Genomic DNA, 23,862 nt, shown 5'->3' with positions numbered 1-23,862 from the left:
CAAATATACAATTAATTTGCAATATTATTGCATAAATGTTCTGAAAACTTATAATGACTGCCATGGAGAATAATAAAAAACCCACATAAATACTGAAAAAGAGGTGAAAAGCCCATGGCAGGCAACCCCCAGGCATCTCAGGCAAATGGCCCATTTGATCAGGAAGTCGATCTGTTGGTGGTTGGTTCCGGAGCCGGGGCTCTTACCTCTGCGGTGGTAGCCAGTATTGAAGGCTGTAAGCAGGTGCTGGTTGTCGAAAAAAGTGACCGTTACGGCGGCACCTCGGCTATGTCCGGAGGTGGTATCTGGATTCCGAATAGCCATTACGCTCGACAGGAGGGCGTTAAGGACTCACCGGAAGAAGCACTGCAGTACCTCAAAGCGGTCATTGGTGATGAGGTGTCGGAAGAGCGCCTCACCACCTACGTGGAGAAGGCCGCTGAGATGTTGGAGTATTTGGCTCGTAACAGTCGCGTTGCTTTCGAATCGGTGCCGTATTCCGATTACTATCCGGAGATGCCTGGTGGTAAAGAAGGCCATCGGACTCATCAGCCGCTACCTATCAGCGCCAAGCACTTGAAAGAACATTTTTTGCAGTTGCGTGAGCCGCCACCGCAGGTGTTGGTTGCCGGTAAACTCACCATGACCATGAAAGAAGGCCGGGCGTTTCTTACTCAAGCCAAGGGCTGGATGTTCACCGCCGTCATGATGGCCTTGCGTTATTATCTGGATATTCCTGGCCGCCTTAAAGGGAAACGTTCCCGCCGCCTGACAATGGGGAATGCGTTGGTGGGACAGTTGCGCTGGTCGATGCTGGATCGGGGCATTGATCTTTGGCTGCAATCACCGCTTGAATCCTTAATCGAAGAAAATGGCGTAGTACTGGGAGCCGTCATTAACAGAAACGGCAAGTCTCTGCGGGTGCGTGCGCGCAAAGGGGTAGTCATTGGTGCAGGCGGGTTCGAGCATAACCTTGAAATGCGCAAGAAATATTTGCCGCAGCCAACCAATCCGGATTGGAGTGGTTCGCAAATCAATAACACCGGCGATGGTATTCAGGCGGCGATGGCGATTGGTGCTAAAACCGATATGATGCAACATGCCTGGTGGGCGCCTTCGGTGAAAATTCCCAAGTGGGATCGACCCTACGTCATTTTTGCAGAAAGATCCTTGCCCGGATTGGTGATTGTAAATAAAGCCGGTAAGCGTTTTCAGAACGAAGCTGCACCTTATTTGGAATCAGGGTTGGCTTTTTATACGGCCAATAAACCGGATGAGCCTACTTTCCCCTCTTTTGTTGTGTTCGATGCTACGTTCCGCAAGAAGTTTCCGTTTGGGCCCATAGCGCCAGGCTATTCCATGCCCGACAATCGTATAGGCAAACGTATCTGGGATGTGCTGGTGAAGGCAGACAGCATTGAAGCGCTGGCCGAAAAAATCGGCGTGGATGCAAAGGGGCTTAAAGAAACTGTGCGTAAGAATAATGAATACGCAAAAACAGGGACGGACCCGGAATTTCATCGTGGCGAAAGCTTTTATGATCGTTACTATGGCGATGCCCGCACCAGCCCCAACCCCTGCATAGCGCCAATTTCAGAGGCACCGTATTATGCATTGCCCATTCACCCAGGCGATATCGGCACCAAAGGTGGTGTGCTCACTGATGTAAATGGCCGTGCAGTGGACGAGCAGGGTGAAGTGATAGCTGGCTTGTATGTTATTGGAAATTCCGCCGCCTCAGTAATGGGCAGCAAGTATCCTGGTGCAGGAGCCACGTTGGGCCCGGCTATGACGTTTGGGTACCTGGCCGCAAAGCATGCAGCTAAACAACAAGATCTTGCCTTGGCGGGTAAAAAGAATCATAACGCCCAAGCGTCAGAGCAGGCCGTGCAGGCTTGAAAAACGAGGACAAGGATATGACCCGATCTGCAGAATTTAACGAAGGTGCAAGCCTGGTGTTTGGTGGCAGCGGCGGCATTGGTGCCGCTATCGCAACGCGCATTGCACAGGGCGGCAGTGATGTAGCCATCACCTACTGCTCCAATCGGGAGCGGGCAGAACAGGCGGCGGCAACGATTGCGGAGCTGGGGGTGGTCTGCACGATTCACCAAGTGGATATTTCCAATAAGGATCAGATCCATGGGGCGATTGAAGAGGCTGCGGTGCGCCATGGTCGCTTGCACAGCGTGGTGGTGGCGGCGGGCTCTGATATTAAGCAGCCGTTTCTGGCAGAGGTGACGGATGAGCAGTGGGAAGAGGTGATAGAGGGAGATCTGAACGGCTTCTTTCGAATTGTTAAAAATATTATTCCCCACTTTCGCACCCATGGCGGTGGTTCGTTGGTGCATATATCCTCGGCCGGGTTAGGGCGCACACCACCGCGAGACGTATTGTCGGTAGCACCGAAAGCGGCGAATGAAGCCCTGGTGCAGTATGTAGCCAAGGAAGAGGGCGTGTACGGTATCCGCGCCAATAGTGTTGCTGTGGGCGTTATTGAAACTGGAATTTTCAAGCGGCTGGAGGCGGAGGGTGTGTTCGATGCTGCCTGGAAAGAAGCTGTGTTGGCAAATTTGCCAATTAAGCACTTCGGCCAGCCTGAAGATATTGCGGAAGCTGCGGCATTTTTTGCGTCGAATCGATCCAAGTACGTGACCGGCCAGTTGTTGTTTGTTGACGGCGGTTACGCAGTTTAAATCCGCACATTGAAGAATTTGCATAACCAATTTTTGGAGCACAATAACAATGAAACGATATGAGAACAAAGTGGCCATTGTAACCGGATCAGCATCTGGTATGGGGAAAGCTGCGGCATTGCGTTTGGCTGAAGAAGGCGCCAAAGTGATTCTGGGTGATGTGAATGAAGAAGGTAATCAGGCGACTGCCGCAGAGATCGATGCGGCAGGCGGTGTCTGTCGGGCTATCACTTTTAATGCAATGGAAGAAGAATCCTGCAAAGCTTTGGTGCAAAGTGCTGTTGATACGTTCGGTCAAATTGATGTGGTGGTCAATGTGGCTGGTGTGGCCGGGTTCTATCATTTAGAAGAGCTCACCTCTGACATTTTTAACCGCTTCATGAGTATTAACTTAAACAGTACTTTTATTATTTGTCGTGAAGCCATTCCACACCTGCGTAAAACCAAAGGCAACATTATCAATTTCGCCTCTTTGAACGCGAAAGTGATGACCGCATATCAAACGGCTTATTGTGCTTCCAAGGCTGCGGTGGCAGCAATCACCAAGTGTATGGCGCAGGAGTTTGAGGCAGACGGTATTCGTGCCAATGTTATCTGTCCTGGTGGTATCGAGACGCCGTTGGTGCAAGGCATTCGTTTTCCTGACAACATTAATCGTCGCCTGTTGGCCCCGATTCATCCGTTGAGCCGTCGCGGAACGCCAGAAGAGGTGGCGGCATTGGTTGCGTTTTTGGGGTCAGATGAAGCCAGCTATATCAGTGGTGAGGACATATTTATTGATGGCGGTTCGCGCTCAGCGATGTAGGGTTCTACCCAGCTGTTCTGCTGCAATCAAGAGAGAAGTGTTTTACTTCCCTCTTGATTACGCAGTGAATTAATAGCGGTTTTCCGCGCCCCAATAGGCACGCATCGACGTCACTTTTCCTGCCTCATTGAACTCAAACACATCGATTACTTCCATGGTGGTCGGCCCAATTTTTGCCTTGAAAGGAAACGCCGCAGCGTTACCGGCGCAGCGCACAGCGCCAGTCAACTCCAGTTTCACGCCTAAACCTTTGATAGCACCATAGAATTTTAGAATTGCATCAATGCCTTCGTGTTGTGGTGTGCCAACCGGGTCTTCCACGGTGCCGTTGTCTGCATAGATTTCACGGATCATGTCCAGGTTTTCTGTGCTAATGGCTTTTATATAATTTTCAACCACTTGCTTCATGTGGGCTGCATCGGTCATGGCCTTTCCTCGCCGTTTGTTTGTTATTTATGAACTATATTTGCATTATGCTTGCAAAATTACAAGGGCATTGCTAGCGTAGTCAGTCGGTAATGTTTGCTCATTTTTTTAAGTGTTAGGTATACGCCGTATACTTGATATTGGAATGGGGTTATAGTGGCCTCTGCGACGAGCAAATCACAATAAAAAGATCGATGCCCCAGAGGAGAGAGTCATGAGCAAGTACGCAAAAATCGAAGCCGCACCGGTGGAAGAACGATACGCCCGAGGTTGGCATTGTCTGGGTAAGGCAGAGGACTACACAAGCAAGCCGGTATCGTTAAACTATTTTGGGACTAAGTTGGTTGCCTACCGCGGCACCGACAATCATTTGATTGTGCTGGATGGCTATTGCCCACATATGGGGGCAGATCTTTCTCAAGGTTATGTAGAAGGCAATTCCATTCGCTGTGCCATGCATGCCTGGCGTTGGGGTGAGGATGGCGTTTGTGATGATATTCCTTATGCAAAAAAAATCCCTGCCAAAGCCTGCATCAAACCCTGGCCAACGCTGGAACGCAACGGTCTTGCTTATGTGTACCATGATCCTGAAAATAATCTTCCCATACAAGATCAATTGCCGCCGGTGATTGAAGAGTGTGGTGATCCGGGTTGGTCGGATTGGGAAGTGGTGTTGATTCCTATTGAAACCAATTGTCGTGAGCTGGTAGACAACATGGCCGATAAAGCTCACTTTGGGCCTGTTCATGCCTCTGCTGCGTTAAAGTTCGAAAACACCTTTCACAAACATATTGCGGTGCAGCATATGGAGGGCAAAAGCCCGCGCTTGGCAGGTGATTCTATTCTTACCACCACGGCTACTTACTATGGCCCAGCCTACATGATTACCGAAATGAGCGGCGAGATGAATGGCGTGCCTGTTCACTCCAAGTTGTTGGTAAGCCATATCCCCACCTCCACTGAAAGTTTTGATCTGCGTTTTGGTGTAATGGTAAAGCTGTTCCCTGGCATGAGCAAAGAAGACAGCGATGCGATGGTAAAGGGGTACGTGGAATTGACCCAGCAGGCGTTCTTTGAAGATGTTGCGTTCTGGCATACCAAGGTAAGAGTGGATAATCCTGTATTGTGCGATGGTGATGGCCCGATTCATCGCCTGCGCCAGTGGTATAACCAATTTTATGTAGACATTGCCGATGTTCCAGATGTTTGGAATGAAGCCAGAACCTATCAAGTGGATGCATTTAACCCGATACCAGAGCAGAAGCTGGCTGAACCTGTAGTGCAGCAGCAAGAAGAAACAGCGGAAGCCTGATGAGCACTGCAGTTTCATCGGATGGGCGCGACTCAGGTCGCGCTGCTTCCCCTTGGCTTTTGCTGTTTTCATCCGTGTTGATGGTTCTTGGTGTGGGTTTGTTGGCCCTGTATTTTGTTTATTTGCCGATGCCACATTGGTTTCAGTCGGAAATAGCGATGCAGCAGGCTGGCGTGAGCGATCCGGGCATGATTTTCTATTGCCTTGCCACGGCTGGTTCTGCTTTCGTGGTGTGGGGAAGGTTAATGGGCTGTTTGAGAGGCGATGTAATCAATCGTAGCGCTTTGATGAAGGCTGCGGCATTGGGTATGTTGTTGCTGGGTGTGATGCGTTTGGGTACGGCTTTGTTTCCTCACGGGGCCTTTCAACAGATGGTAGCCCTACCTGTCACCGAATTCATCCTGTTCAGCTTTATCGCTTGGCGTTTATATAAATCTGCGTAACTTTCTATGACTGACGATACTCTGTTTAATGGTGTGCTGTTGGCGGTGTTTGCATCCGCCCTTGCTACCGTGCTGTTACTTTCCTGGGTTAATGCACCTTACGGGCGACATCAGAGTAGTGGGTGGGGGCCGACTATTCCGGTTCGGCTGGGCTGGGTTTTGATGGAATCACCGGCGAGCCTGGTATTCTTTTATTTTTACTTCACCGGCCAGCAGGCGTTTCAATTAGTGCCTTTGCTTTTGATGGTTGTGTGGCAGCTGCACTATATGCATCGTTCGTTTATCTATCCATTTCAGATTCGGGTTAAGCCGGGCGCTCGTACTACTATGCTGGTGATCGCATTGGGAAGTTTCTATTGTGGTATCAACGGTTATTTGAATGGAACCTATTTGTCCCACTATGCTAATCATTTGACGGTTGACTGGCTGACAGATCCGCGCTTTATCCTGGGCGTGATGCTGTTTGGGTTCGGCTATTACTTAAACAAGCGCTCTGATCGCATGCTGCGGGAGTTGCGAGAGCAGAATCCAGGAGCATATCAGATACCAAGGGGGTTCGGTTTTAACTGGGTGTCGATGCCGAATTATCTGGGGGAGATAATCACATGGAGCGGTTTCGCATTGGCGAGCTGGTCATTGGCGGGGTTGTCTTTTGTGCTGTTTACCATGGCGAACCTGGTGCCAAGAGCGTTGGCAAATCATCGTTGGTATCGAGAAACGTTTTCTGATTATCCCAGAGACCGTAAAGCAATCATTCCTTATATATTATGATTGCCAAGTCTAAGCCTCAGTCTTGCTAATGGATTAATCCCAGTTCGCGGCCTCGAGCCACCGCCTGCGTGCGGCTAGCCACGGACATTTTCTCATAGATGTTACGTATATGCGCTTTGGTGGTGGTCAGAGCAATGTGTAATGTGTCGGCTATGGCCTGGTTACGATGGCCAATGGCGATGAGATTCAGTACTTCCAGTTCGCGACTGGTGAGGGGCTCCACCATTTGCTCGTTGGGTTCATCGGTTGCGTAATCGATCACTGTTTCCCACCAACCGGTATGCCCGCGCTGTTTAAGTAACAGCAACGCCGGTTGAATAAAGGGGCTTTCGTCAAAAAACATTTGTTGCAGGCCCGCTGGTTCGGCGCAGCTAAGAGCTAACTGCAGGGCGTCGGTAGCCGCATCTAAGCGTCCGTGATGACAATACACTATTGCCTGGGTCAGCAGTGAGCGGGCTTTATTGAGCTGGCGGCCTTGGCAAGTGCTTTCTTCAATGATGGATTCCAACAGTTGTAGTGCTTCATCTGATCGCCCTTGTAGACTCAAGCAGCGCGCTAACACCATGCGCTCCTCTTCTGTATTAAAGTGTTGGTTTTCTAACAAGCGTTTTTCGTTATTCTTGGCCCACTGTAAAGCAGGCTCCGGGTTTGCTTTTTGCAGATAATAGACCGCTCTCATCATGGAGGCATCAGGTGACATGGCGGACCAATGGCTTTGATCCTGAGCCATTAACCCGGCTGCAAATTCGGTGGCAGTGAGGGCTAGATCCCAGTTGCGATCACATGCGTGTAATGCTGATTGAATCAGGCTGATCAATGCACTGTGTCCGTTTTCGACGCCTTGTTGTTGCAATTCCAGTAGAGGCTGCATGAATTGGCGAGCCTGATCGAGTTTGCGCGTTTCGCGATAGATGCTGACATATAGGATGTTTTGCCAATGCTCTATATAGTCCCCGGCCTGTTGTTGATTCATCAGCCAGTGGCGAGTGTCTTCCAATATGGCAAGGGCCTGCTGGGTAAAGCCAGCATGGAAGTACACATGGGATAACAGTACAGAGACTGATAATGCGCAGAAATAATTGAGTTCCTCATGAGCGGCTTTAAGCGCCTGCTCCAAAGTCACCCGTGCCGATTGATGTTGACCATTTTGGTATAGTTCAAGCCCCATGGCGAACTGGGTGACGGCGTTGTGTTGGTGGGGTGTATCCTGAGACTGCTGCATGGCCAGCGCAGACCAGTGTGCAGATTGTTCTGTATCGCCTCGAAAGCGCGCAATATGCGCCCGGAACAGGAGGATCTGGGTATGCAATGCGGTGTGATCTGCCCCTTGCAGCATGCGATCGGCCTGATCCAGATAAGGTTCTGCTTCTATAACCCGCTCTGTGCAAAACAGAGTCCAGGCCTTGATGAGCGCCAGCTTTGGGCGTTCCGCAATGGTTGTTTCAGGTAGGCGATTGAGCCACCAGTTGAGGGAATCATTCTGACCGGCGAGCATGCGAGTGACGCCCAGTTCTTCGATTAAATTTGCTGCATCGTGCCACAGCTCGGCCTGCATCAGGCAGAAGATAGCCTCCTCTTTTTCTGCGTTGGCTAAAAACCAGTTAGCTGCATTGCGTAGAAAAATTCTCAGGGAGTCTGGGATGGCTTTGCGTGCGAGGCTCTGGATGTTCTCACGAAACAGGTCGTGAAAACGAAACCAATTACTGTCTTCATCCAGCGGGATCAGGAACAGGTTGTTTTCCTGTAATTGGAGCAGACAGGCGCGGGCCTCGCAATCCGGTAAATCTGAAAGCGCGAATTCGCACAGTGGGAGATTGAAGCGACGCATCAGAGTTACGTGCAATAAAAATTGCTGCACGGCTTCTGTCTGACTGGCAAGCACCTCTTCTGCAAGATAATCCACCATCGAGTTGTTGCTTTTGCGTTCCAGCCACTGATCGGCGCTGGCTTCATCGCCCTGAAGATACAGCCCCGCCAGTTGCAGCGCGGCGGCCCAGCCTTCAGTTTGATTGTGGAGCGCACTCACCATGTCGGGCTTGAGGTGCAGGCTCAGCGTTTGTTCCAGAAATTGTTGGGTTTCGGTGGACTGAAAACAGAGATCCTGCGCTTTCAGCTCGACGACGGTATTGCGTACTCGGCGGCGGGGAATATGCAGCTGCGGCAGGGTGCGGGAAGTAATCACCAAGTGCAGGCTGTGAGGTAAACGATCCAGAAACCAACTCAGTTGATCAAGGATGGCCTGATCTTGAATGCAGTGGAAATCGTCCAGCACCAAAACGTGTAAAAAGTCCGGGGCCGCTGCCTGCCAGTGGTTAAGCAGCCTAATCAGGTGATCTTCGTTGATTGCGGTATCCCGTTCTGCGCGGGGCATAGGCAGTGCCAGCGCGCTACTCAGGTATTGCCAAAAGCGACTCGGTTCGTTGTCTTGTTGATCCAGAGATAGCCACGAATAATGGCCGCGCAAGCTATCCAGCCATTGTTTGATCAGGGTGGTTTTGCCGTACCCTGCGGGGGCATGGATCAGGGACAGGCGGCCAGGCGCAGGTGACCCCAAGCGTCTTAGCAGGCGCTCTCTGGGAATGGCATCGTCCCGTATAGGGGGAGCAAAAAACTTAGTCTTCAATAACATAACAAGACTACTTCGGGGCGGATCGTCGCTTTTGTTGTTATGGGTTAGGTCTGACAGGCGCTCAATTGTCTATAGCTGGCCGCTTATAACCTGCTGCGGCCTAATGGGAGAATACCCGAAAACTATGTGAAGATGTGAAACGAAATATTACCAAAGTAAGGTGAGGCCTTACTCTTTGAAGGCCTCAATCAAGTCGGCAATCACCGTGGCGTTCACCATATTAAGCATGTTATCCATGATGTCAGTGGAACTGGGCACCCAGGGTTTCATGCCGGTGAGGAATTCATTGCGCTCCGATAGGTAGCGGAGCACATCCTTCTCTGCCTGCTGGGTGTTTTCCTGATCCAGGGCGTTAAATATCGGCTCCAGATGTTCCAGCATGATCCGGCCATACAGGGCGCTTTCGCCGAAGATTCGCATGGCGTCCACCAGGCCACCCTTCAGATCCAGCTCCGTCTGAAATTTGGACACGGCTTTTCGGGCTTGGCGACGCAGGCTTTCCGCTATATCCAGTATTTCCTTGTGTTCCATTGTAACGGCTCCCCACGGGTCTAAGTGCTTGATAGGCAGGTGTATCTAATCTAAGCATAGACCACTCCGGCGGTTACGCTGCCTGCTGGCATCTCCAGAGGGGTTGCTATACTGATTTTGTGTCAATCATCAAATAGTTATCGAGGATCAGTTAAATGAAGTCTCTGCTGGCGCCAGGCATTGCCCTGATATCCAGGGTCAGTTTTGCCAAAAAGTTCGTTCTGATCAGCCTGCTGTTCTACGTCCCACTACTGATTTTCAGCGGCATGATCGTGCGTGATTCTGTTACCCAGATACGTAACGCGGAGCTGGAACAGCAAGGCCTGCAGTTGTCCGTGGAGTTGATGAAGGTAAAGCGGCTGCTGGAGCAACAGCGTGACATTCGAGTTGTGAGCAACGTTTACCGGAAAGAGGATGCTCAGTCCAAGGAGAGAGAGATAACCCGGAAAGCCTTGGCGAACATAGATGCCATTGTTGCTCTGCCCAATCCGTTGGTGGCAGATGCGGCGTTTAAGCAGCAGATGGCGAGTTTGCGCCAAGAGGTTGAGGCCTTGGCCAGTTTGGGGGTGAACAACGAGGAAGGCCCGGAACTTACCTTCAGTGCAATGAACGGCCCCTCTACGAAAATTCAGGCCAGCCTTAAGTACGTCTACGAGCAGAGCCGGTTGACGTTGGAAAGCTCTAAAGATGTGGCGGGTATGCTCGATTTGTTGTCACGGTCGTTGACGGGGTTGGGCCTTTCCAGTGGCCGCTTGCGCGCCATCGGTTCTTATGGATTGACGTATGCTTATCTGGATGGCTTTACATTGGATGCGCTGGAGAAAAGCCTGTTTGCTTTAGAGCGCTTTGAAAATGAGTTCCCGGTTACTTTCGAGAATACGCTGCAGGGTGAATCGCAGGTTGTGTTAACGCCATCATTGAACAGCCTGATGGATGATGTAGCAACATTGCGCCGTTTGGCGGATGAGAAAGTGGTGACTGCGGTCTCGTTTGAATTGAGCTGGTCTGAGTATTTTGATCGGGTCAGTGAGTTGATGGATAAGCAGGTTGCATTCAGCAATGGATTGTTGGGGCATGCCGAAAAGATCATCGCTCAGAAGAAGGATGCGGAGTTAACCAGTACAGTGCAGGTCGTTTCCGCTCTGGTGGCATTGTTGCTGATCACTGCTTATGTCTATGTGGCATTTTATGTGTCTTTGAATGATTCTATTGAGCAGGTGCGTGGCGGTGCTGCCCGTATGGCCGATGGTGATATGACCGTGCGGCTGGAACAACGCAGCAATGATGAAATGGGTCGCTTGATCATGCGTTTTAACCTCAGTACTGAGCGGGTGCGGGAGCTGGTGACTCATGTGGCGGCCAGCGCTGATAAAGTGACGGCACTGGCTGAGAGCGTTAAAGGGTACTCGGTAGAAAGCAGCACCGGCATGAAGACGCAGATGGATCGAACGCAACAGGTTGCCGCTGCCATCAGTGAATTGACCAACACGGTGCAGGGGGTGGCGGATTACTCCAAGCGGGCCCAGGATGTGGTGAACCTAACCAGCGGCAAGGCTCAACAAGGTAGTCAGCAAGTAACGTTGTCGCTGCAGCAGGTGAGTTCTTTGTCTCAGGACATTAATTTAACCAGCACTACCATTAACGAATTGGCCCAGGACAGTCAGAAAATTTCTCAGGTAATCGAAGAGATCAAATCCATTGCCGCTCAGACTAACCTGTTGGCCTTGAATGCAGCCATCGAGGCAGCGCGAGCCGGCGAGCAAGGCCGAGGTTTTGCTGTGGTGGCGGATGAAGTGCGCTCCCTGTCCCAGCGGACCCAGGATTCCACCGGGAATATCGAGTCCATCATCGATAATTTTCTCAAGAAGATCGATCAGGCTGTGCATGCTATGCAGCACAGTAGTGAAGTGGCTAACAGCACCGTGGAGGATTCGCGTTCCCTTGGTGTGGTGTTCGATGAGATCAGTCAGGATCTGAAAGATGTTGTAGAGATGACCGGGCAAATTGCTGTTTCGGTAGGTCAGCAGGCGCAGGTGGCCCATGAAATTGACCAGAACATTCATGATATTCGTGACTCTGGCGAGCAGGCTTCGCGTCAGGCTGAGTCGACGGCTCAGGCGAGCCAGGATATGGCACAGGAGGCAGTGCAGTTGAAGTCTATTTTGGGTGCTTTTAAGGTATAGCCGTTAAGGTAAGGGTGCCCCTCTACAGAAACAGCTTGCTCAACAGTGCAGGGAGGGCTGTTTCCACTTTTAGGATGCGGGGCCCCAGGCTGATGGTCTGGAACCCCGCTTCAGCCAGTTTATCCACTTCGTAAGTAATAAAGCCGCCTTCTGGCCCTATTGCCAGTAAGGACGGGGCAGTAATGTTGCCAGGACAGGGTACGGATTCCGGCATCGGGTGTGCGGTCCAGGCCTGCTTGCCCTCGGTCAGTTGCGGTAATTCATCTTCCACAAATGGTTTGAAACGTTTGCGTAAATGCACGTCAGGCATCAGGGTGTCCCGCCCTTGCTCCAGTCCTGACAGCAGGGTTTCCCGCAGTGCATCGGCTTCCAGAAACGGTGTTTGCCAATAGCTTTTTTCCACCCGGTAACTGTTGATAAGGTAAATTTGCTTTACCCCCAGAGTGGCGCAGGCTTGCAGCGTGCGGCGCAGTACCTTTGGGCGAGGCAACGCCAACAGCAAAGTGACCGGCAACGGCGGCGGCGGCGGTGTATCCAGGGTGACGTCCAACGTTATGCTTTGATTGTCTATTTGGCTGACAGTGGCCATGCCCAGTTGCCCACCGATTAAGCCCACTCGCAACTGATCCCCCGATTTCGGTTGGATGACGGAAGCGATGTGCACAAAGCGATGATCGTTCAGAGTCAGAGTGCCCTGGCTGGCTTTGCTGCCCCACTCATGGGGGTGAATCAAGATGACATTCATGGCGCGCATTATGGGGCCAGATGGGCCTAAAATCCAAAGCTGAAAATGGCCAGCAACTGTGGGATAATGGCCACCCTTTTTGTCCTTGGGGGTGGGGGCATTTTGAAAATACCCGCAAATTTAGCTGGGTAATCACCTTCCTGATGGCCAGAGCGCCTGTAGCGTCGTTGTTGTTTTTCATCAATTTGAATGAGCGTTACGGTAATTGACTCTGCGGTCAGGCGGTTTAATAATGCAGCACCCTCAAGATACAGATTTTTAATATCGGCATAACTCGCTGATCTTAAATAGGTTTTCTGCAGTTTCGTTGTTGGCTTGAGGTGATTTCCTCCCAAGACTGTTGCAAAACCGCCCACATTTCAGAGTTCCAGCGATTCAACTAAGAGCGTTTAACAGCATGGGAATACATAAAAAGCTTGTTCCATCCTTGGAAAACCCCTTCCACGAGCCGGAAACCAAACAATTTAAGATCCCCGGTGAAATTGTCCGGCAGCCTGGCATTTACGAAGAGTCTCTGAAAGAAGGCTGGGAGATCATGCAGCGTCCTGAAAACGCGGCGGGCGTGGTGGCAACTGAAAAGCAGCATTTGAAGAAACGCATGACCGTATGGGAGCGTATTCGGGTTCTGACCGATAAAGACCCCATCGTGCTGTATCAGAATTGGGGCAAGAATCTGGATGGTGCGTCCATCGTGACGGCCATTGTTAATATAGAAGGGCGTGATGTGGCCCTGTATGGACATGACTTTACTGTTCGTGCCGGTTCCATGGATGCCACTAACGGCCGCAAGCTGGCCAGCCTGATTAAAATGGCCGGTGAGCGCGGTATTCCTCTGATTGGTATGAATGACTCTGCCGGTGCGTTTGTGCCTGCCGGTGTGGGCGGTCTGGATGGTTATGCCGAAGCCTTTGCGGCTTTGCGTCGTATCAGCGGTGTCGTACCCAGCATTATGTGTATGTTCGGCTATAACGCCGGTGGTGGTGCGTACCTGCCCCGTCAAGGCAGCTTTATGATCCAGCCGCAGGATACTTTCTTTGGTTTGACCGGCCCCGGTGTGGTGAAGTCTGTTCTGGGTGAAGACGTGACAGCAGACGAACTGGGAGGCCCCGGCGTGCATGGTCAGTCCGGTGTGACCGATTTTGTGGTGCCCGACGAAGTGTCTGCTCTGCGCAAAGCCAAAGAGCTGCTGCGCTATTTCCCAGACAACAACAGCACCATGGCACCGTTTCAGGAAACCTCTGATCCAGTCACTCGCAAAACCTGGGATGCCGACATCCTGTTCAAGAAGGCGTTTAACTCGCCCTCTGGTTACAACACGCCGTTGGATATCCGAATCTTGATTCAGCAGATTTGTGATCACGGTGATTACACTGAATTTCAGCCAGATCGTGCTCAAAACACCATTTGCGCATTCAGCCGGTTGGGTGGCAACGTAGTGGGTATCGTCGCCAACAACAGTGCGGTGTCCTCTGGTCAGATCGACATTGCGGCTTCCTACAAGAATGCCCGTTTCATCCGTTTCTGTAACGTCTACAACATCCCGGTTGTGTTTATTGAAGACACCACCGGCTTCCTGCCGGGCACCGATCAGGAGCGTAACGGTATTGTGCAGGCTGGCCGCGCCATGCTGGATTCCATAATTGATCTGCGTACGCCGCGTATTCTGTTGATTGTACGTAACGCTTTTGGTGGTGCGTACGCCGCGTTCAACAGCTATGCCACCGGTGCCGATGTGGTACTGGCGCTGCCTACTACCCGTTTGGCGGTAATGGGTAATGCCGGTAAAGAATTTGTTTTCAAGAAAGAGCTGGCCGCGGTGCGTGCCTCGGTGAATGGCAAGGTTGCCGAGCGCACAACACAATTGCTGGCTGCCGGTGGTAGCGAAGCGCAAGCCAAGGCGCAGGCCGAAGCAGAAGTAGCCGAGTGGGTGAAGCAGCAAGAGGCTATGTACTCTGCGCAGTATGAAAAAGAGCTGATGAACCCGAAAGAGGCGTTAAGCCTGGGCTCGATTTCCCAGCTGGTCATGCCCTACGATCTGCGTTCCAGCCTGGCACAAAATCTCACCTTCCTGTTGCGTCATTACGAGGCGTCCCCCATGGGCGGCGTGCAACGCGAATTCCACTAATCGGTTTCCTGGTAGCTCCTGGTAGCAACAGGCAGAAGAGAATTTATAGGATTTAGAAGATGAGCAACGAAAACTACACAAACAATCCACTGGTGAACAAAGATCGCCGCCGCCAATCTACCGATTCGGCATGGGTTAGCCAGTTCGATTGCAGCGACATGAAACCACTGATTATTTGTCGCGGCCCGATCCGTAAAGAAGTGATGGATGTATGGGAAGAAATGGGCATTACTGACTACGGCATTTTGTTGTCAGAAAAGGATTCCATTACTTATAACAACGCGTTGGCACCTGAGCTGCGCCAAATTGCTAATCCTGATCGTATTCACCGTGTGCCTGACTATACCGGTATGGATAAGGATGAGCGTACACAGCGTATTCAGCAAATCATTACCATGGCCAAAGAAAACGGCCACGACTCAGTGTTTGCCGGTTATGGTTTCATGGCCGAGGACGAAGCGCTGGTGAGTGCGCTGGAAAAGGCCGGTCTGAACTTTATTGGCCCGTGTTCTGCCACTGTGCGTGGTGCGGGCGCGAAAGACGAAGCCAAGCGTACAGCGCTGGCAAACGATGTATCCACGACCCCGGGCATTGATAACCTCACCAGCCTTACCCTGATTCGTAAAGTAGGTGATCGCGCTGGTTTGAAATCACTGGCAGACGAAAAAGGCCTGAGCGTAGATGCGGCGAACTGGGATGAGACGGTCGCCCTGGAAGATGCTGCGGATGCAGTGTTGAATGCTTCCTATGCCAAGTCCTTGGATATCATCAGCACCGACGAAATATGCGCGGAAGCCATCGTGCGTGTTGCTGAAGTGTTTGGGCGTTACCCTGAAAACCGTGTACGCCTGAAAGCCATCGGCGGTGGCGGCGGTAAAGGGCAGCGTATCCTGCAATCGCCAGCTGCCTTTGAAGGTGATCTGGATGTCCGTATTAAAGCGGCGTCTGAAGTGGCGGCTGAGAAACTGATTGAAATTCTTCAGGAAGTGAAAACCACCGGTGTGGGCGACAACAAAAACGTGTTGATCGAACTGAACATCGAAACCACCCGCCACCAGGAAATTCAGGTGATCGGTAATGGTGAATGGTGTACCACTTTGGGTGCCCGTGACTGCTCACTGCAGATGCATGAGCAAAAATTATTGGAGATCTCCAACACCAGTGAAATGCTGGAAGAGGCCATTGCCCGCGCTGAAGCAGAAGGCAAGGCCGCTGAGGTTGAAGCCTTGAAAACCGACCTGGACATCCTGAAGAACATGGAGCTGGAATCAGAGCGTTTCGGTGCTGCCGTTGGCCTGGATTCTGTGTCTACGTTTGAGTGTATTGTCGATAAGGGCAGCCACTTCTTCATGGAAATGAACACTCGTATTCAGGTGGAGCACAGGGTATCTGAACTGTGTTATTCCCTGAAGTTCGTTAACCCTGAAGATCCCAACGATTTCCTGATAGTGGATTCGCTGGTTGAAGCCATGACTTTGCTGGCTCGCCACGGTAAGAAATTGCCCAAGCCAGAGCGTATTCCCCGTGAGCGTGCCTCGGTAGAAGCCCGTTTGAACGCCACCAATGATGCGTTGAAGCCTCATGCTGGCGGTGTGATCGAATACTGGTCCAGCCCAATTGCCAACGAAATACGTGATGACCAGGGCATCAGTGCCCGTAACCCCGACACCGGACAGTTCATTAAGTATCATCTGGCGGGAGCCTACGACAGTAACATCGCGTTGCTGCTGTCTGTGGGGCAGAATCGTAAACACAGCTATGAAGAAATGGCAGAGTTGTTACGTCGCACCCGGATGAGTGGTGAGAATCTGGCAACCAACCTGCAGTTCCATTATGGGTTGGTGCATTGGTTCCTGGCGGAGAATGTTCACGCCAAGTCCACTACCAAGTTTGTGATGCCCTATTTGACACTGGTCGGTTTGGTGAAAGAGGCGGCGGCGGATTTCGATCTGGAGTACGCTTTTAATCAAGCTAAAGGTATTTACAAGAAACAGATCGCGGCTGCCCATGGAGCAGAAGAATCGCTGCAGGCAGCCATGCAGGCTATTGATGCCTCCATGGAGCGCAAGCACACATTGTTGTTACGCGCTTTGGATATTCTGACGCGTGATCCCCACGTGTTCTCCGGTTGGCTGAGTTTGAACAAAGCCAATGTGCAGTTCGACAGTGATAGTGTGGTGTGGACCCGTAACCCGGTGCAGGTTCTGGATGACACCTACCACTACCTGAATATGGATTACCGTGCTGATTTGCCTGCTGCCGAGTGCATTTGGAAACACGATAACGAAATTCTGCAGAAAGGGTTGCAGTTCTATCGTGAACTGGAAGAAAAGCTGGGTGAAAGCGATTGGCTGAAACTCAACGCGCTGTTGGCGGAAGATGCGCCGCAAGCGGGTATGGATGAAGCTACCTGGACTCAGGTGCAGGCGGCTCACTTGGGCTTCCAGTCCGGTATGGAAGTGGTCAGTGCCTTACCTAAGCTGGCGAGCGAAGCTGGTTTTTACGACCTGAAAGTAAACGAAGACCTTACTGTGTTCATTCCAGAATCTTTGCACAACGAAGAGCTGCAGGCGCGCATGATGAAGGTGTTGGTTCCACCACCTGCCACTAAAGCGGACGAGATCGTGGCAGTAAGCGGCGGTATGTTCTACGGGCGTGAAGTGCCGGGAGCACCTACATTTGTTGAGGTTGGCGATCATGTAGAAGCGGGTCAGCCGATCTACATTATCGAAGTCATGAAGATGTTCAACAAAGTGGTTGCACCATTCGCCTGTACTATCGACAAAGTCCTGCTGGAAAACGTCGATGGTGCCATCGTTAAGCAGGGTCAGCCCTTGTTCAAGGTCACCCCAGACGAGAAGATGGTGGAAGTGGATCCGGCCGAGGTGAAAGCCCGCCGCCGCGCCCGTACTGAAGCATTGATGACGGGTTTGATCTGATGGACAAACTGGATCACGTCCGCACCAAGCTCAAAGAGCAGGTGCCTTTGATTACCCATATGGGGATTGACGTGATTTCCTGGGACGGCTCCACCGTTGTGGTGGAGGCGCCCCTGGAGCCTAATCTGAATACCCACGGCACCGCTTTCGGTGGCAGCCTATATTGTGTAGGTGCTATGACCGGGTGGAGCGCATTGCATCTCACTTTGCTGGACGCAGGGCATATGCCGAGTGTATGGCTGGCCAAAGGCGAGGTCGCTTACCTGAAGCCAGTGCGTGGCGTGTTGCGGGCGCAAACCACCATTACTGAAGAACAGCGTCAGCACATCCTGCGCGGCTACGAGGCAAAGGGCCGGGTTAAAACCACTATTGATATCCTTATCAAAGAAGGCGATGAGGATGCGGTGTCCATGAGTGCGGTATACGCTGCCATGAAGCACGATCCTGTACCTGAGTCATAACAGGAACCTTCTGATACAAAAACAAACATTTTGTTCGCTAGTGGTGATTCCCAGGAAGCGCTAGACTGATCTTATGGGCTTTTTTGTGTCTGATATAAACACTCACTACCACAACAATAAGATGTGAAGTCGATGAATAAACCTTTGTTGAAATCTGTAGTTCCTGTCTTGTTTGCCTCTGTGCTATTGGGCTGTGTCGCTACTGCTGCGCAGTGGATGGCTACGGTAGCCGTTAACCCTGATAACTTGAACGAAGCTCTGCTGGATGGGGATGGCAATGTCGTGCATGTATCCAATCAGGCCGACGGGCTGCACATTACCCGCTACGACGCAGACGGTAACGTTGCTGTAGACGCACTGGCTGGTGTTGCTGCGGACGATACTAATGGTGCGATTGATCTGCCTGGCCAGCGATTACTGGTTGTAGGAGCCACCCTCGCCACTTCCACTGTGGTGGACGCAAGTGCGCAGCAGGTGCTGCCGATAGACAGTGCGATGGTGCCGGTCGGTGTGGCGGAAAGGCCACTAGCGGGCGCGGTTGCGGTGCTGGGGCAAACTGTCGCGGCCTTTGGTAATGCCAGTGATCAAGGCTGGATTCTGGTCATGGATTTTGCTGCGGGCTCCAGTCAATTGTTGGAGGTTAGCGGTGCGGTTTCAATTACTTCTGTGTCTGGCCACAACCAGTTAATGACAGAGGTTGCAACGGCATCCGGACGTCAGGTTGTCAGTTTCGATACGGATTTGAATGAGTTGGGTCGATACGATCTGACCAATAGTCGAGAGAGCCTGATTGGTGAATCATTAGGGCGGCCGGCCTTGTACAACAGCAGCAATCATAATGTACGGTTGACCGATGTCGTAGGCGTCACGCAATGGGAATATGAAAACGCGGAGTTTGAATACATCAAGGGTCAGTCTGTCGGCCCCGATGGTCGTGTGTTGTTATGGGGTGATAACAGCCGCTTTAACCCATTGAGCAGCGTGGCAGAAGACAAAGCGCATTTTCTATTGATCGACACCGATGGCCAACTGTTGTACCACTATCTTGGTGGTTCGGCGATGGCGAGGACCCTCTACACCCATGTTAAGCAATTCGAAAACGGTGTGGTGCAAGTCAGTTATCAGGGTTGGAGTGGGGAATTGTCCGGTTTTATTTTGGGATCTAACCTGGCCACGCCCTTCACGGTGACACGTAAGGTGTTTCATGATTACATCACCCTGGCGGGTAACAAGTCCCGTTGGATGCGTGAGCCTACACGGGTTGAGACCTACTCTCAATGCGGGTCGTTCTGTATCAATCTGGTGCTGCATGAAGAAGGCCACTGCGATAATTTGGATGTCTTTAATATCGGCACTGACTCGCTGATCTCTGTCAGCCAGGTGTGTGGTGCGGTAAGCGAGGGCGGTGCTCTTTTACCGAACACCGTAAAGGTCTCCTTGTACTAAGCCATGTTTGTGCTGTCGCCACTTGTAAGAGTGGCGACGCATGCCCCTCTTGCAGTGCCACTCTTACCGATTTGTCAGGCTCACAAAATACACCAAATAACGCAGCGTTTTCGTCATTCCGTCCAGTAGGTTTAGTTGCTATGGTGCTTGAAGCTCAGGTGGCTTCACATTCATTGTCAGCGATAAATCGAGACCGACATGACCAATAGCGTTACTAATGCCCAATCCAGTGTGTTTCAATCCAATTTGCTTGCCGGTAAAACGGCTTTAATTACCGGGGCCGGCAGTGGTATCAATAAAGGTATTGCCCTGCACTTTGCCCGCCACGGTGCCAATATTGTTATGGTGGGCCGCCGTCAGGAAAAGCTGGATGAGACCCAGGCAGAGATCGAAGCCTTGGGCGCAAAAGCACTGGGCTGTTCTGCGGATGTGCGGGATTACGCTGCTTTGGCGGAAGCGGCAGCCAAGGGGGTTGCAGCGTTTGGCCCCTATAGTGTTGTGATCGCCGGGGCTGCCGGTAACTTTATTGCCCCGGCGGATAAGCTCAGCGCTAATGGTTTCGGTGCAGTCATCGACATCGATTTGAAAGGCACCTTTAATACGTTTCGCGCCTGCAGTGAGCATTTTGCAGCTGCGGATGTAAGCTTGATTGCCATCTCTGCACCCCAGGCGAATAACCCGATGCCCATGCAATCGCACGCCTGCGCAGCCAAAGCAGGTATTGAAATGTTGATCAAAACGCTGGCCATTGAGTGGGGCCCACGTGGTGTAAGGGTGAACGGGCTGTCCCCTGGTTATGTTGCGGATACCGTTGGTGGTGAACTGTTTATGTCGGCAGATGATGGTGCTGCACTGAAACAGAAAATCCCTCTGCAGAGGGTGACTAATGTTGCTGAGATGGCCGAAATGGCGTTGGTGTTGTCGACACCGGTAAGCGCCTATATGACAGGGCATATCATCGCGCTGGACGGCGGCATATCACTGGTGGGTGGTGGTGCCTGGTAGTGGCCGTGATGGTATCAGGCGTTTTTTAATGACCTCCGCTCACTCACACCGGCATTGACCAGGGTCAGCAACAATAGCAACGACATTATCACCACAGCCAGCCATCCTTGTCGGCTGTAGGCCACACCGGCAATGGTGATACCGATCCAGCCGCCGACGTAATAGAACAGAACGTAAAGCGCGTTGGCGCGCCCCTGGCCGCTGGAAAGTTTGCCGTTAATCGCCCCCACGGCACCGGCGTGCACAGTGAAAAACCCGGCACACACCAGCACCAGCCCTACGACAACTGCCCACACGGCGGGTATTAATAAGCACAGTAAGGCCAGCGCGAGAACCCCGGTACCCATCAACAGAGTGGAGCCGCTGCCTATTCGATTACCTATGCGCCCCGCTATAGGCCCCATGAAAATGCCCATCACATACACCAGGTACATCAGGGTGATCTGCTCGGTCGAGAAGTCGAAGGCGGGTTCACTCAAGCGAAACGGCAGGTAATTAAAAATTGATGAGAAAATGCCGAAGCCACCTGCACCGCACAGAAACAGAGCCAGCAAGTCGCGGTGTCGCAGCAGTTCCAAAAAACCAGTCTTGGTGTGCGTGGTGGGTTGGATGGTGCGCTGGGGCAAAGTACGCAATGACATTACCGTGGCGATCAACAAAAACACGCCAGCACTGACGAAGGCATAACGCCAATGCAGGGGCGGATGAATCCAGCCTCCCAGTAGGCGTCCGCCCAGGCCACCCACTACTGTGGCTGATACGTAATAGCCCATGACCATATTGAGGCGAGCGGGGGGTAATGATTTGGCCAGAAACGCCGCCAGGCAAGTGGTGAGGGCAGGTACAAACAAGCCCTGCAGAAAGCGCCCCCCAATCAATGACCATAAATCATCGGAGAAAATACAGATCAGGCTGCCAATCAGCATACAGCCTGAGCCAGTGAGAATAATGGGTCGTATGGGCAGTCGATCTGCCAGTACGCCAAAGGGCAGGTTAGCCAGGGCAATGCCCAGCACCACGGCAGAAATGGTGAAGGAAACCTCAACGCTGCTGGCTTGAAACTCCTGCTGCAACACCGGCAACACTGGCTGAGTGATATAAATATTGGTAAAACACGCCGATACCAGCGCAAAAACGGCCAGCTGCAGGCGTAGCTGAGCTGCATCAGTCATGGTGAGGTATGGGAACCGTTGCTAATGAATATTCAATCAAAACGACATTTATCCTAACGCATAATCGGGTAACTGGAAAAGAGTAAGTGCTTGATTTAACGGTATCTGCTTTCAGGTGAACGCCGTTTAGGCTAAAGTTACCGAATGGCCCGGCGGGAGTGAACTGAATGCAGGTACTGTACCCTGACATAAAACCTTACAAAGAACACAGCATCATCGTCGATATGCCGCATCGCATCTACGTGGAAGAGTGTGGTAACCCCAACGGCATTCCGGTGCTGTTCCTTCATGGCGGCCCTGGTGCCGGTTGTGAGCCTTTTCATCGCCGCTTTTTCGACCCTGAGAAGTATCGCATCGTGTTGTTTGATCAGCGCGGCTGCGGTCGATCTGTGCCCCATGCCAGCCTGAAGAACAATTGCACCCAGGATCTGCTCAACGATATGGAAACCATTCGTGAAACCCTGGGGATTGAACAGTGGGTATTGTTTGGCGGATCCTGGGGCTCGACGCTGGCGTTGCTATATTCTCAGGCACACCCTGAACGAGTGCTGGGAATGATACTGCGGGGTGTGTTTCTGTGTCGGCAGAAGGATATGGACTGGTTTTATAAAGAAGGCGCTAATCGGATTTTTCCGGATCAGTGGCAGGAGCTGTTGCGACCATTGCGGGGCCAACAGGTGGCTGACATCCTGCCGGCCTACCACGCTATATTGAATAACGACAACGAGCTGCAGCGAATGGCTGCTGCCAAAGCCTGGTCAGCCTGGGAAGGCAACTGCGCCACCCTGCGCCCCAATCAAAGCGTGATGGGGCATTTCACCGATGGCCACACAGCACTGAGCCTGGCGAAAATGGAGGTACACTATTTCCTCAACAAGGGCTTTATTGAAGAAAACCAGATTCTGAACAATATGGATAAGATCAAAGATATTCCGGGGTTTATTGTGCATGGTCGCTACGACATGATCTGCCCAATGGATCAGGCAATTGAGCTGCATCAGAACTGGTTGAATTCCGAACTCAGCATCATTCGCGATGCCGGGCACTCCAGTATGGAGCCCGGTACCGTCAACGCGCTCATCAAAGCCACCGATGAAATGGCTCGCAAGCAGGACAGTCGCGCCTGAGATAGTTGACCCATTTCAATTTTGTGCTTGCAAAGCCGGTTCTCGTTTTTCCTGATAACCCAATCACATCGACGCTGATTGCCGTTGTGTTCTCCGGTTTCCCGATCTTAACTCAAGGTTGAAAGGAAACCGGGCGCACCTAGACAAATTCGTGTTGGCAGTATAATTGCTAGTTGCTCCCTTTATGTGCAGTTTCAATAAAAAGGAAGTACGCCATGCCTCGCAAGTTGTTCTTAAACACCATTCTCGCCGTATTCTTATGCGTTTTTTCAGTGCAGATTTTTGCCGAAGTGCTCACTATGGGGTCGGCCCTGAACAAAGCCGGTCGCCAGCGCATGCTGACTCAAAATATTATGAAGAACTATCTGGCGTTAGGGCTCGAAGTGGATGTAGTTCGGGCTCGTGATGAATTGGATAAGAGTGTTGCTCTGTTTGAAGAGCAGTATCAGGAGCTGACAGAATACGCGCCCTCAGACACCATTCGCCAGTCACTGTCAAAAGTCGAAGACCTTTGGTTTGAATATCGCACCCTGGCCATCGGTAAAGTGAGCCGTGAGAACGCGGCAAAAATACTGGATCGTAATAATGCCATCCTGGCTGCTTGCCACCAGGTAGTGCTGGATCTGGAAGCCTTTGCAGGCCGTAAGTCTGCCCAAATGGTGAATACCTCCGGACGTCAGCGCATGTTGTCACAGCGTATTGCGGCTTATTATTTTGCTCAGGCTTGGGGCTTCCGTGATCAGGAGTTTGTGGTTGAATTTGAAAATGCCAAGGCTCAATACGGTGCTGGTTTGCAGGCATTGGTGGGTTTCGATAAAAACACCGTCGACCTGCGTCAGGCCTTGAAAAAAGTGGAGGCCCAATGGCAATTTTCCAATACCGGCTTTGAGCAACTGGAAGATGGAAACTATGTACCTCATGTGATTTCGGTTACCACCACAGGGATGCTGAAGCGAATGGATGCCATCACCCACTTATACGAAGATCTGGATGTGACGCTCTCTGCTGAAGCGGTGGCCGCTAATCTGGAACGTTGATAAGCCTTGATT

Annotated in this window: 20 protein-coding genes; 14 read left to right on the top strand and 6 right to left on the bottom strand. The window is 51.7% G+C overall.

From position 1 onward, the window contains the following. Nucleotides 1-114: 114 nt before the first annotated feature. From Kalk_RS07520 to Kalk_RS07510, 3 genes are read left to right on the top strand one after another with little or no spacing between them, the layout of a single operon-like run. Nucleotides 115-1,899: an FAD-binding protein gene (locus Kalk_RS07520; protein WP_101893604.1), complete on the top strand. Its 1,785-nt coding sequence runs from the start codon at nt 115-117 to the stop codon at nt 1,897-1,899. A 17-nt stretch (nt 1,900-1,916) separates the two neighbouring features. Beyond that, on the top strand, nt 1,917-2,693 hold the full coding sequence (locus Kalk_RS07515) for an SDR family NAD(P)-dependent oxidoreductase (protein WP_101896245.1): 777 nt from the start codon (nt 1,917-1,919) through the stop codon (nt 2,691-2,693). A gap of 49 nt (nt 2,694-2,742) precedes the next feature. Further along, on the top strand, nt 2,743-3,498 hold the full coding sequence (locus tag Kalk_RS07510) for an SDR family NAD(P)-dependent oxidoreductase (RefSeq protein ID WP_101893603.1): 756 nt from the start codon (nt 2,743-2,745) through the stop codon (nt 3,496-3,498). 69 nt (nt 3,499-3,567) lie between these two features. On the opposite strand, the gene Kalk_RS07505 is transcribed toward Kalk_RS07510, so the two are convergent. Next, on the bottom strand, nt 3,568-3,924 hold the full coding sequence (locus tag Kalk_RS07505) for a nuclear transport factor 2 family protein (protein ID WP_101893602.1): 357 nt from the start codon (nt 3,922-3,924) through the stop codon (nt 3,568-3,570). A 214-nt stretch (nt 3,925-4,138) separates the two neighbouring features. On the opposite strand from Kalk_RS07505, the gene Kalk_RS07500 reads away from it, so the two are divergent. The 3 genes from Kalk_RS07500 to Kalk_RS07490 are packed head-to-tail and all read left to right on the top strand — an operon-like array spanning nt 4,139 to nt 6,450. Further along, a complete protein-coding gene (locus Kalk_RS07500) occupies nt 4,139-5,236 on the top strand; it encodes a Rieske 2Fe-2S domain-containing protein (RefSeq protein WP_101893601.1) in 1,098 nt (365 codons plus the stop codon). Then, nucleotides 5,236-5,679 carry a hypothetical protein gene (locus Kalk_RS07495; protein ID WP_101893600.1) on the top strand — a complete coding sequence of 148 codons (444 nt, stop codon included), beginning with the start codon at nt 5,236-5,238 and terminating at the stop codon, nt 5,677-5,679. Before Kalk_RS07500 ends, Kalk_RS07495 begins: the two co-directional genes overlap by 1 nt. Nucleotides 5,680-5,685: 6 nt before the next feature. Further along, a complete protein-coding gene (locus tag Kalk_RS07490) occupies nt 5,686-6,450 on the top strand; it encodes a phosphatidylethanolamine N-methyltransferase family domain-containing protein (RefSeq protein WP_101893599.1) in 765 nt (254 codons plus the stop codon). A 25-nt stretch (nt 6,451-6,475) separates the two neighbouring features. Here the strand turns inward: Kalk_RS07490 and Kalk_RS07485 are convergent, their stop codons facing one another. Together Kalk_RS07485 and Kalk_RS07480 are read right to left on the bottom strand one after the other, a co-directional pair. Next, nucleotides 6,476-9,079, bottom strand: coding sequence for a LuxR C-terminal-related transcriptional regulator (locus tag Kalk_RS07485; RefSeq protein ID WP_101893598.1), 2,604 nt, complete (start codon nt 9,077-9,079; stop codon nt 6,476-6,478). Nucleotides 9,080-9,247: 168 nt separating this feature from the next. Next, entirely contained in the window at nt 9,248-9,610 is a 363-nt protein-coding gene (locus Kalk_RS07480) for a hypothetical protein (RefSeq protein ID WP_101893597.1), read from the bottom strand. A gap of 155 nt (nt 9,611-9,765) precedes the next feature. Here Kalk_RS07480 and Kalk_RS07475 point away from each other — a divergent pair, with 155 nt between their 5' ends. Continuing rightward, entirely contained in the window at nt 9,766-11,793 is a 2,028-nt protein-coding gene (locus tag Kalk_RS07475; protein WP_101893596.1) for a methyl-accepting chemotaxis protein, read from the top strand. Nucleotides 11,794-11,815: 22 nt separating this feature from the next. On the opposite strand, the gene Kalk_RS07470 is transcribed toward Kalk_RS07475, so the two are convergent. Beyond that, nucleotides 11,816-12,538, bottom strand: coding sequence for a 16S rRNA (uracil(1498)-N(3))-methyltransferase (locus Kalk_RS07470; protein ID WP_101896244.1), 723 nt, complete (start codon nt 12,536-12,538; stop codon nt 11,816-11,818). 26 nt (nt 12,539-12,564) lie between these two features. Then, nucleotides 12,565-12,894 carry a hypothetical protein gene (locus tag Kalk_RS07465; RefSeq protein WP_101893595.1) on the bottom strand — a complete coding sequence of 110 codons (330 nt, stop codon included), beginning with the start codon at nt 12,892-12,894 and terminating at the stop codon, nt 12,565-12,567. A gap of 41 nt (nt 12,895-12,935) precedes the next feature. On the opposite strand from Kalk_RS07465, the gene Kalk_RS07460 reads away from it, so the two are divergent. From Kalk_RS07460 to Kalk_RS07440, 5 genes are all read left to right on the top strand, one after another. Next, nucleotides 12,936-14,663 (top strand): acyl-CoA carboxylase subunit beta, encoded by a 1,728-nt coding sequence (locus Kalk_RS07460; RefSeq protein WP_101893594.1) that lies wholly within the window; start codon nt 12,936-12,938, stop codon nt 14,661-14,663. A gap of 59 nt (nt 14,664-14,722) precedes the next feature. Beyond that, on the top strand, nt 14,723-17,602 hold the full coding sequence (locus Kalk_RS07455; RefSeq protein ID WP_101893593.1) for an ATP-binding protein: 2,880 nt from the start codon (nt 14,723-14,725) through the stop codon (nt 17,600-17,602). Beyond that, on the top strand, nt 17,602-18,063 hold the full coding sequence (locus Kalk_RS07450) for a YiiD C-terminal domain-containing protein (protein ID WP_101893592.1): 462 nt from the start codon (nt 17,602-17,604) through the stop codon (nt 18,061-18,063). The genes Kalk_RS07455 and Kalk_RS07450 overlap by 1 nt, the downstream gene beginning before the upstream one ends. 132 nt (nt 18,064-18,195) lie before the next feature. After that, nucleotides 18,196-19,509 (top strand): hypothetical protein, encoded by a 1,314-nt coding sequence (locus Kalk_RS07445; protein ID WP_101893591.1) that lies wholly within the window; start codon nt 18,196-18,198, stop codon nt 19,507-19,509. Nucleotides 19,510-19,707: 198 nt separating this feature from the next. Continuing rightward, nucleotides 19,708-20,514 (top strand): SDR family oxidoreductase, encoded by an 807-nt coding sequence (locus tag Kalk_RS07440; RefSeq protein WP_101893590.1) that lies wholly within the window; start codon nt 19,708-19,710, stop codon nt 20,512-20,514. A gap of 14 nt (nt 20,515-20,528) precedes the next feature. Here Kalk_RS07440 and Kalk_RS07435 read toward each other — a convergent pair whose 3' ends face one another. After that, nucleotides 20,529-21,686: an MFS transporter gene (locus Kalk_RS07435; protein WP_101893589.1), complete on the bottom strand. Its 1,158-nt coding sequence runs from the start codon at nt 21,684-21,686 to the stop codon at nt 20,529-20,531. A gap of 167 nt (nt 21,687-21,853) precedes the next feature. On the opposite strand from Kalk_RS07435, the gene pip reads away from it, so the two are divergent. Together pip and Kalk_RS07425 are read left to right on the top strand one after the other, a co-directional pair. Then, complete coding sequence (pip, locus tag Kalk_RS07430; RefSeq protein WP_101893588.1) at nt 21,854-22,813, top strand: prolyl aminopeptidase; 960 nt, start codon at nt 21,854-21,856, stop codon at nt 22,811-22,813. 215 nt (nt 22,814-23,028) lie between these two features. Then, the gene (locus Kalk_RS07425; RefSeq protein ID WP_101893587.1) at nt 23,029-23,850 is read left to right on the top strand and encodes a type IV pili methyl-accepting chemotaxis transducer N-terminal domain-containing protein; all 822 of its coding nucleotides are present in this window, start codon (nt 23,029-23,031) and stop codon (nt 23,848-23,850) included. Nucleotides 23,851-23,862: the final 12 nt, after the last annotated feature.

This window comes from Ketobacter alkanivorans, assembly GCF_002863865.1.
Taxonomy (GTDB): domain Bacteria; phylum Pseudomonadota; class Gammaproteobacteria; order Pseudomonadales; family Ketobacteraceae; genus Ketobacter; species Ketobacter alkanivorans.
The sequence above is the reverse complement of the archived record's forward strand: the minus strand, read 5'-3'. Positions and strand labels throughout refer to the sequence as shown.

Excerpts from the sequence above, each read along its gene's own strand:
- Kalk_RS07520 (WP_101893604.1), top strand. The coding sequence starts at position 115 with ATGGCAGGCAACCCCCAGGCATCTCAGGCAAATGGCCCATTTGATCAG.
- Kalk_RS07515 (WP_101896245.1), top strand. The coding sequence starts at position 1,917 with ATGACCCGATCTGCAGAATTTAACGAAGGTGCAAGCCTGGTGTTTGGT.
- Kalk_RS07510 (WP_101893603.1), top strand. The coding sequence starts at position 2,743 with ATGAAACGATATGAGAACAAAGTGGCCATTGTAACCGGATCAGCATCT.
- Kalk_RS07505 (WP_101893602.1), bottom strand. The coding sequence starts at position 3,924 with ATGACCGATGCAGCCCACATGAAGCAAGTGGTTGAAAATTATATAAAA.
- Kalk_RS07500 (WP_101893601.1), top strand. The coding sequence starts at position 4,139 with ATGAGCAAGTACGCAAAAATCGAAGCCGCACCGGTGGAAGAACGATAC.
- Kalk_RS07495 (WP_101893600.1), top strand. The coding sequence starts at position 5,236 with ATGAGCACTGCAGTTTCATCGGATGGGCGCGACTCAGGTCGCGCTGCT.
- Kalk_RS07490 (WP_101893599.1), top strand. The coding sequence starts at position 5,686 with ATGACTGACGATACTCTGTTTAATGGTGTGCTGTTGGCGGTGTTTGCA.
- Kalk_RS07485 (WP_101893598.1), bottom strand. The coding sequence starts at position 9,079 with ATGTTATTGAAGACTAAGTTTTTTGCTCCCCCTATACGGGACGATGCC.
- Kalk_RS07480 (WP_101893597.1), bottom strand. The coding sequence starts at position 9,610 with ATGGAACACAAGGAAATACTGGATATAGCGGAAAGCCTGCGTCGCCAA.
- Kalk_RS07475 (WP_101893596.1), top strand. The coding sequence starts at position 9,766 with ATGAAGTCTCTGCTGGCGCCAGGCATTGCCCTGATATCCAGGGTCAGT.
- Kalk_RS07470 (WP_101896244.1), bottom strand. The coding sequence starts at position 12,538 with ATGAATGTCATCTTGATTCACCCCCATGAGTGGGGCAGCAAAGCCAGC.
- Kalk_RS07460 (WP_101893594.1), top strand. The coding sequence starts at position 12,936 with ATGGGAATACATAAAAAGCTTGTTCCATCCTTGGAAAACCCCTTCCAC.
- Kalk_RS07455 (WP_101893593.1), top strand. The coding sequence starts at position 14,723 with ATGAGCAACGAAAACTACACAAACAATCCACTGGTGAACAAAGATCGC.
- Kalk_RS07450 (WP_101893592.1), top strand. The coding sequence starts at position 17,602 with ATGGACAAACTGGATCACGTCCGCACCAAGCTCAAAGAGCAGGTGCCT.
- Kalk_RS07445 (WP_101893591.1), top strand. The coding sequence starts at position 18,196 with ATGAATAAACCTTTGTTGAAATCTGTAGTTCCTGTCTTGTTTGCCTCT.
- Kalk_RS07440 (WP_101893590.1), top strand. The coding sequence starts at position 19,708 with ATGACCAATAGCGTTACTAATGCCCAATCCAGTGTGTTTCAATCCAAT.
- Kalk_RS07435 (WP_101893589.1), bottom strand. The coding sequence starts at position 21,686 with ATGACTGATGCAGCTCAGCTACGCCTGCAGCTGGCCGTTTTTGCGCTG.
- pip (WP_101893588.1), top strand. The coding sequence starts at position 21,854 with ATGCAGGTACTGTACCCTGACATAAAACCTTACAAAGAACACAGCATC.
- Kalk_RS07425 (WP_101893587.1), top strand. The coding sequence starts at position 23,029 with ATGCCTCGCAAGTTGTTCTTAAACACCATTCTCGCCGTATTCTTATGC.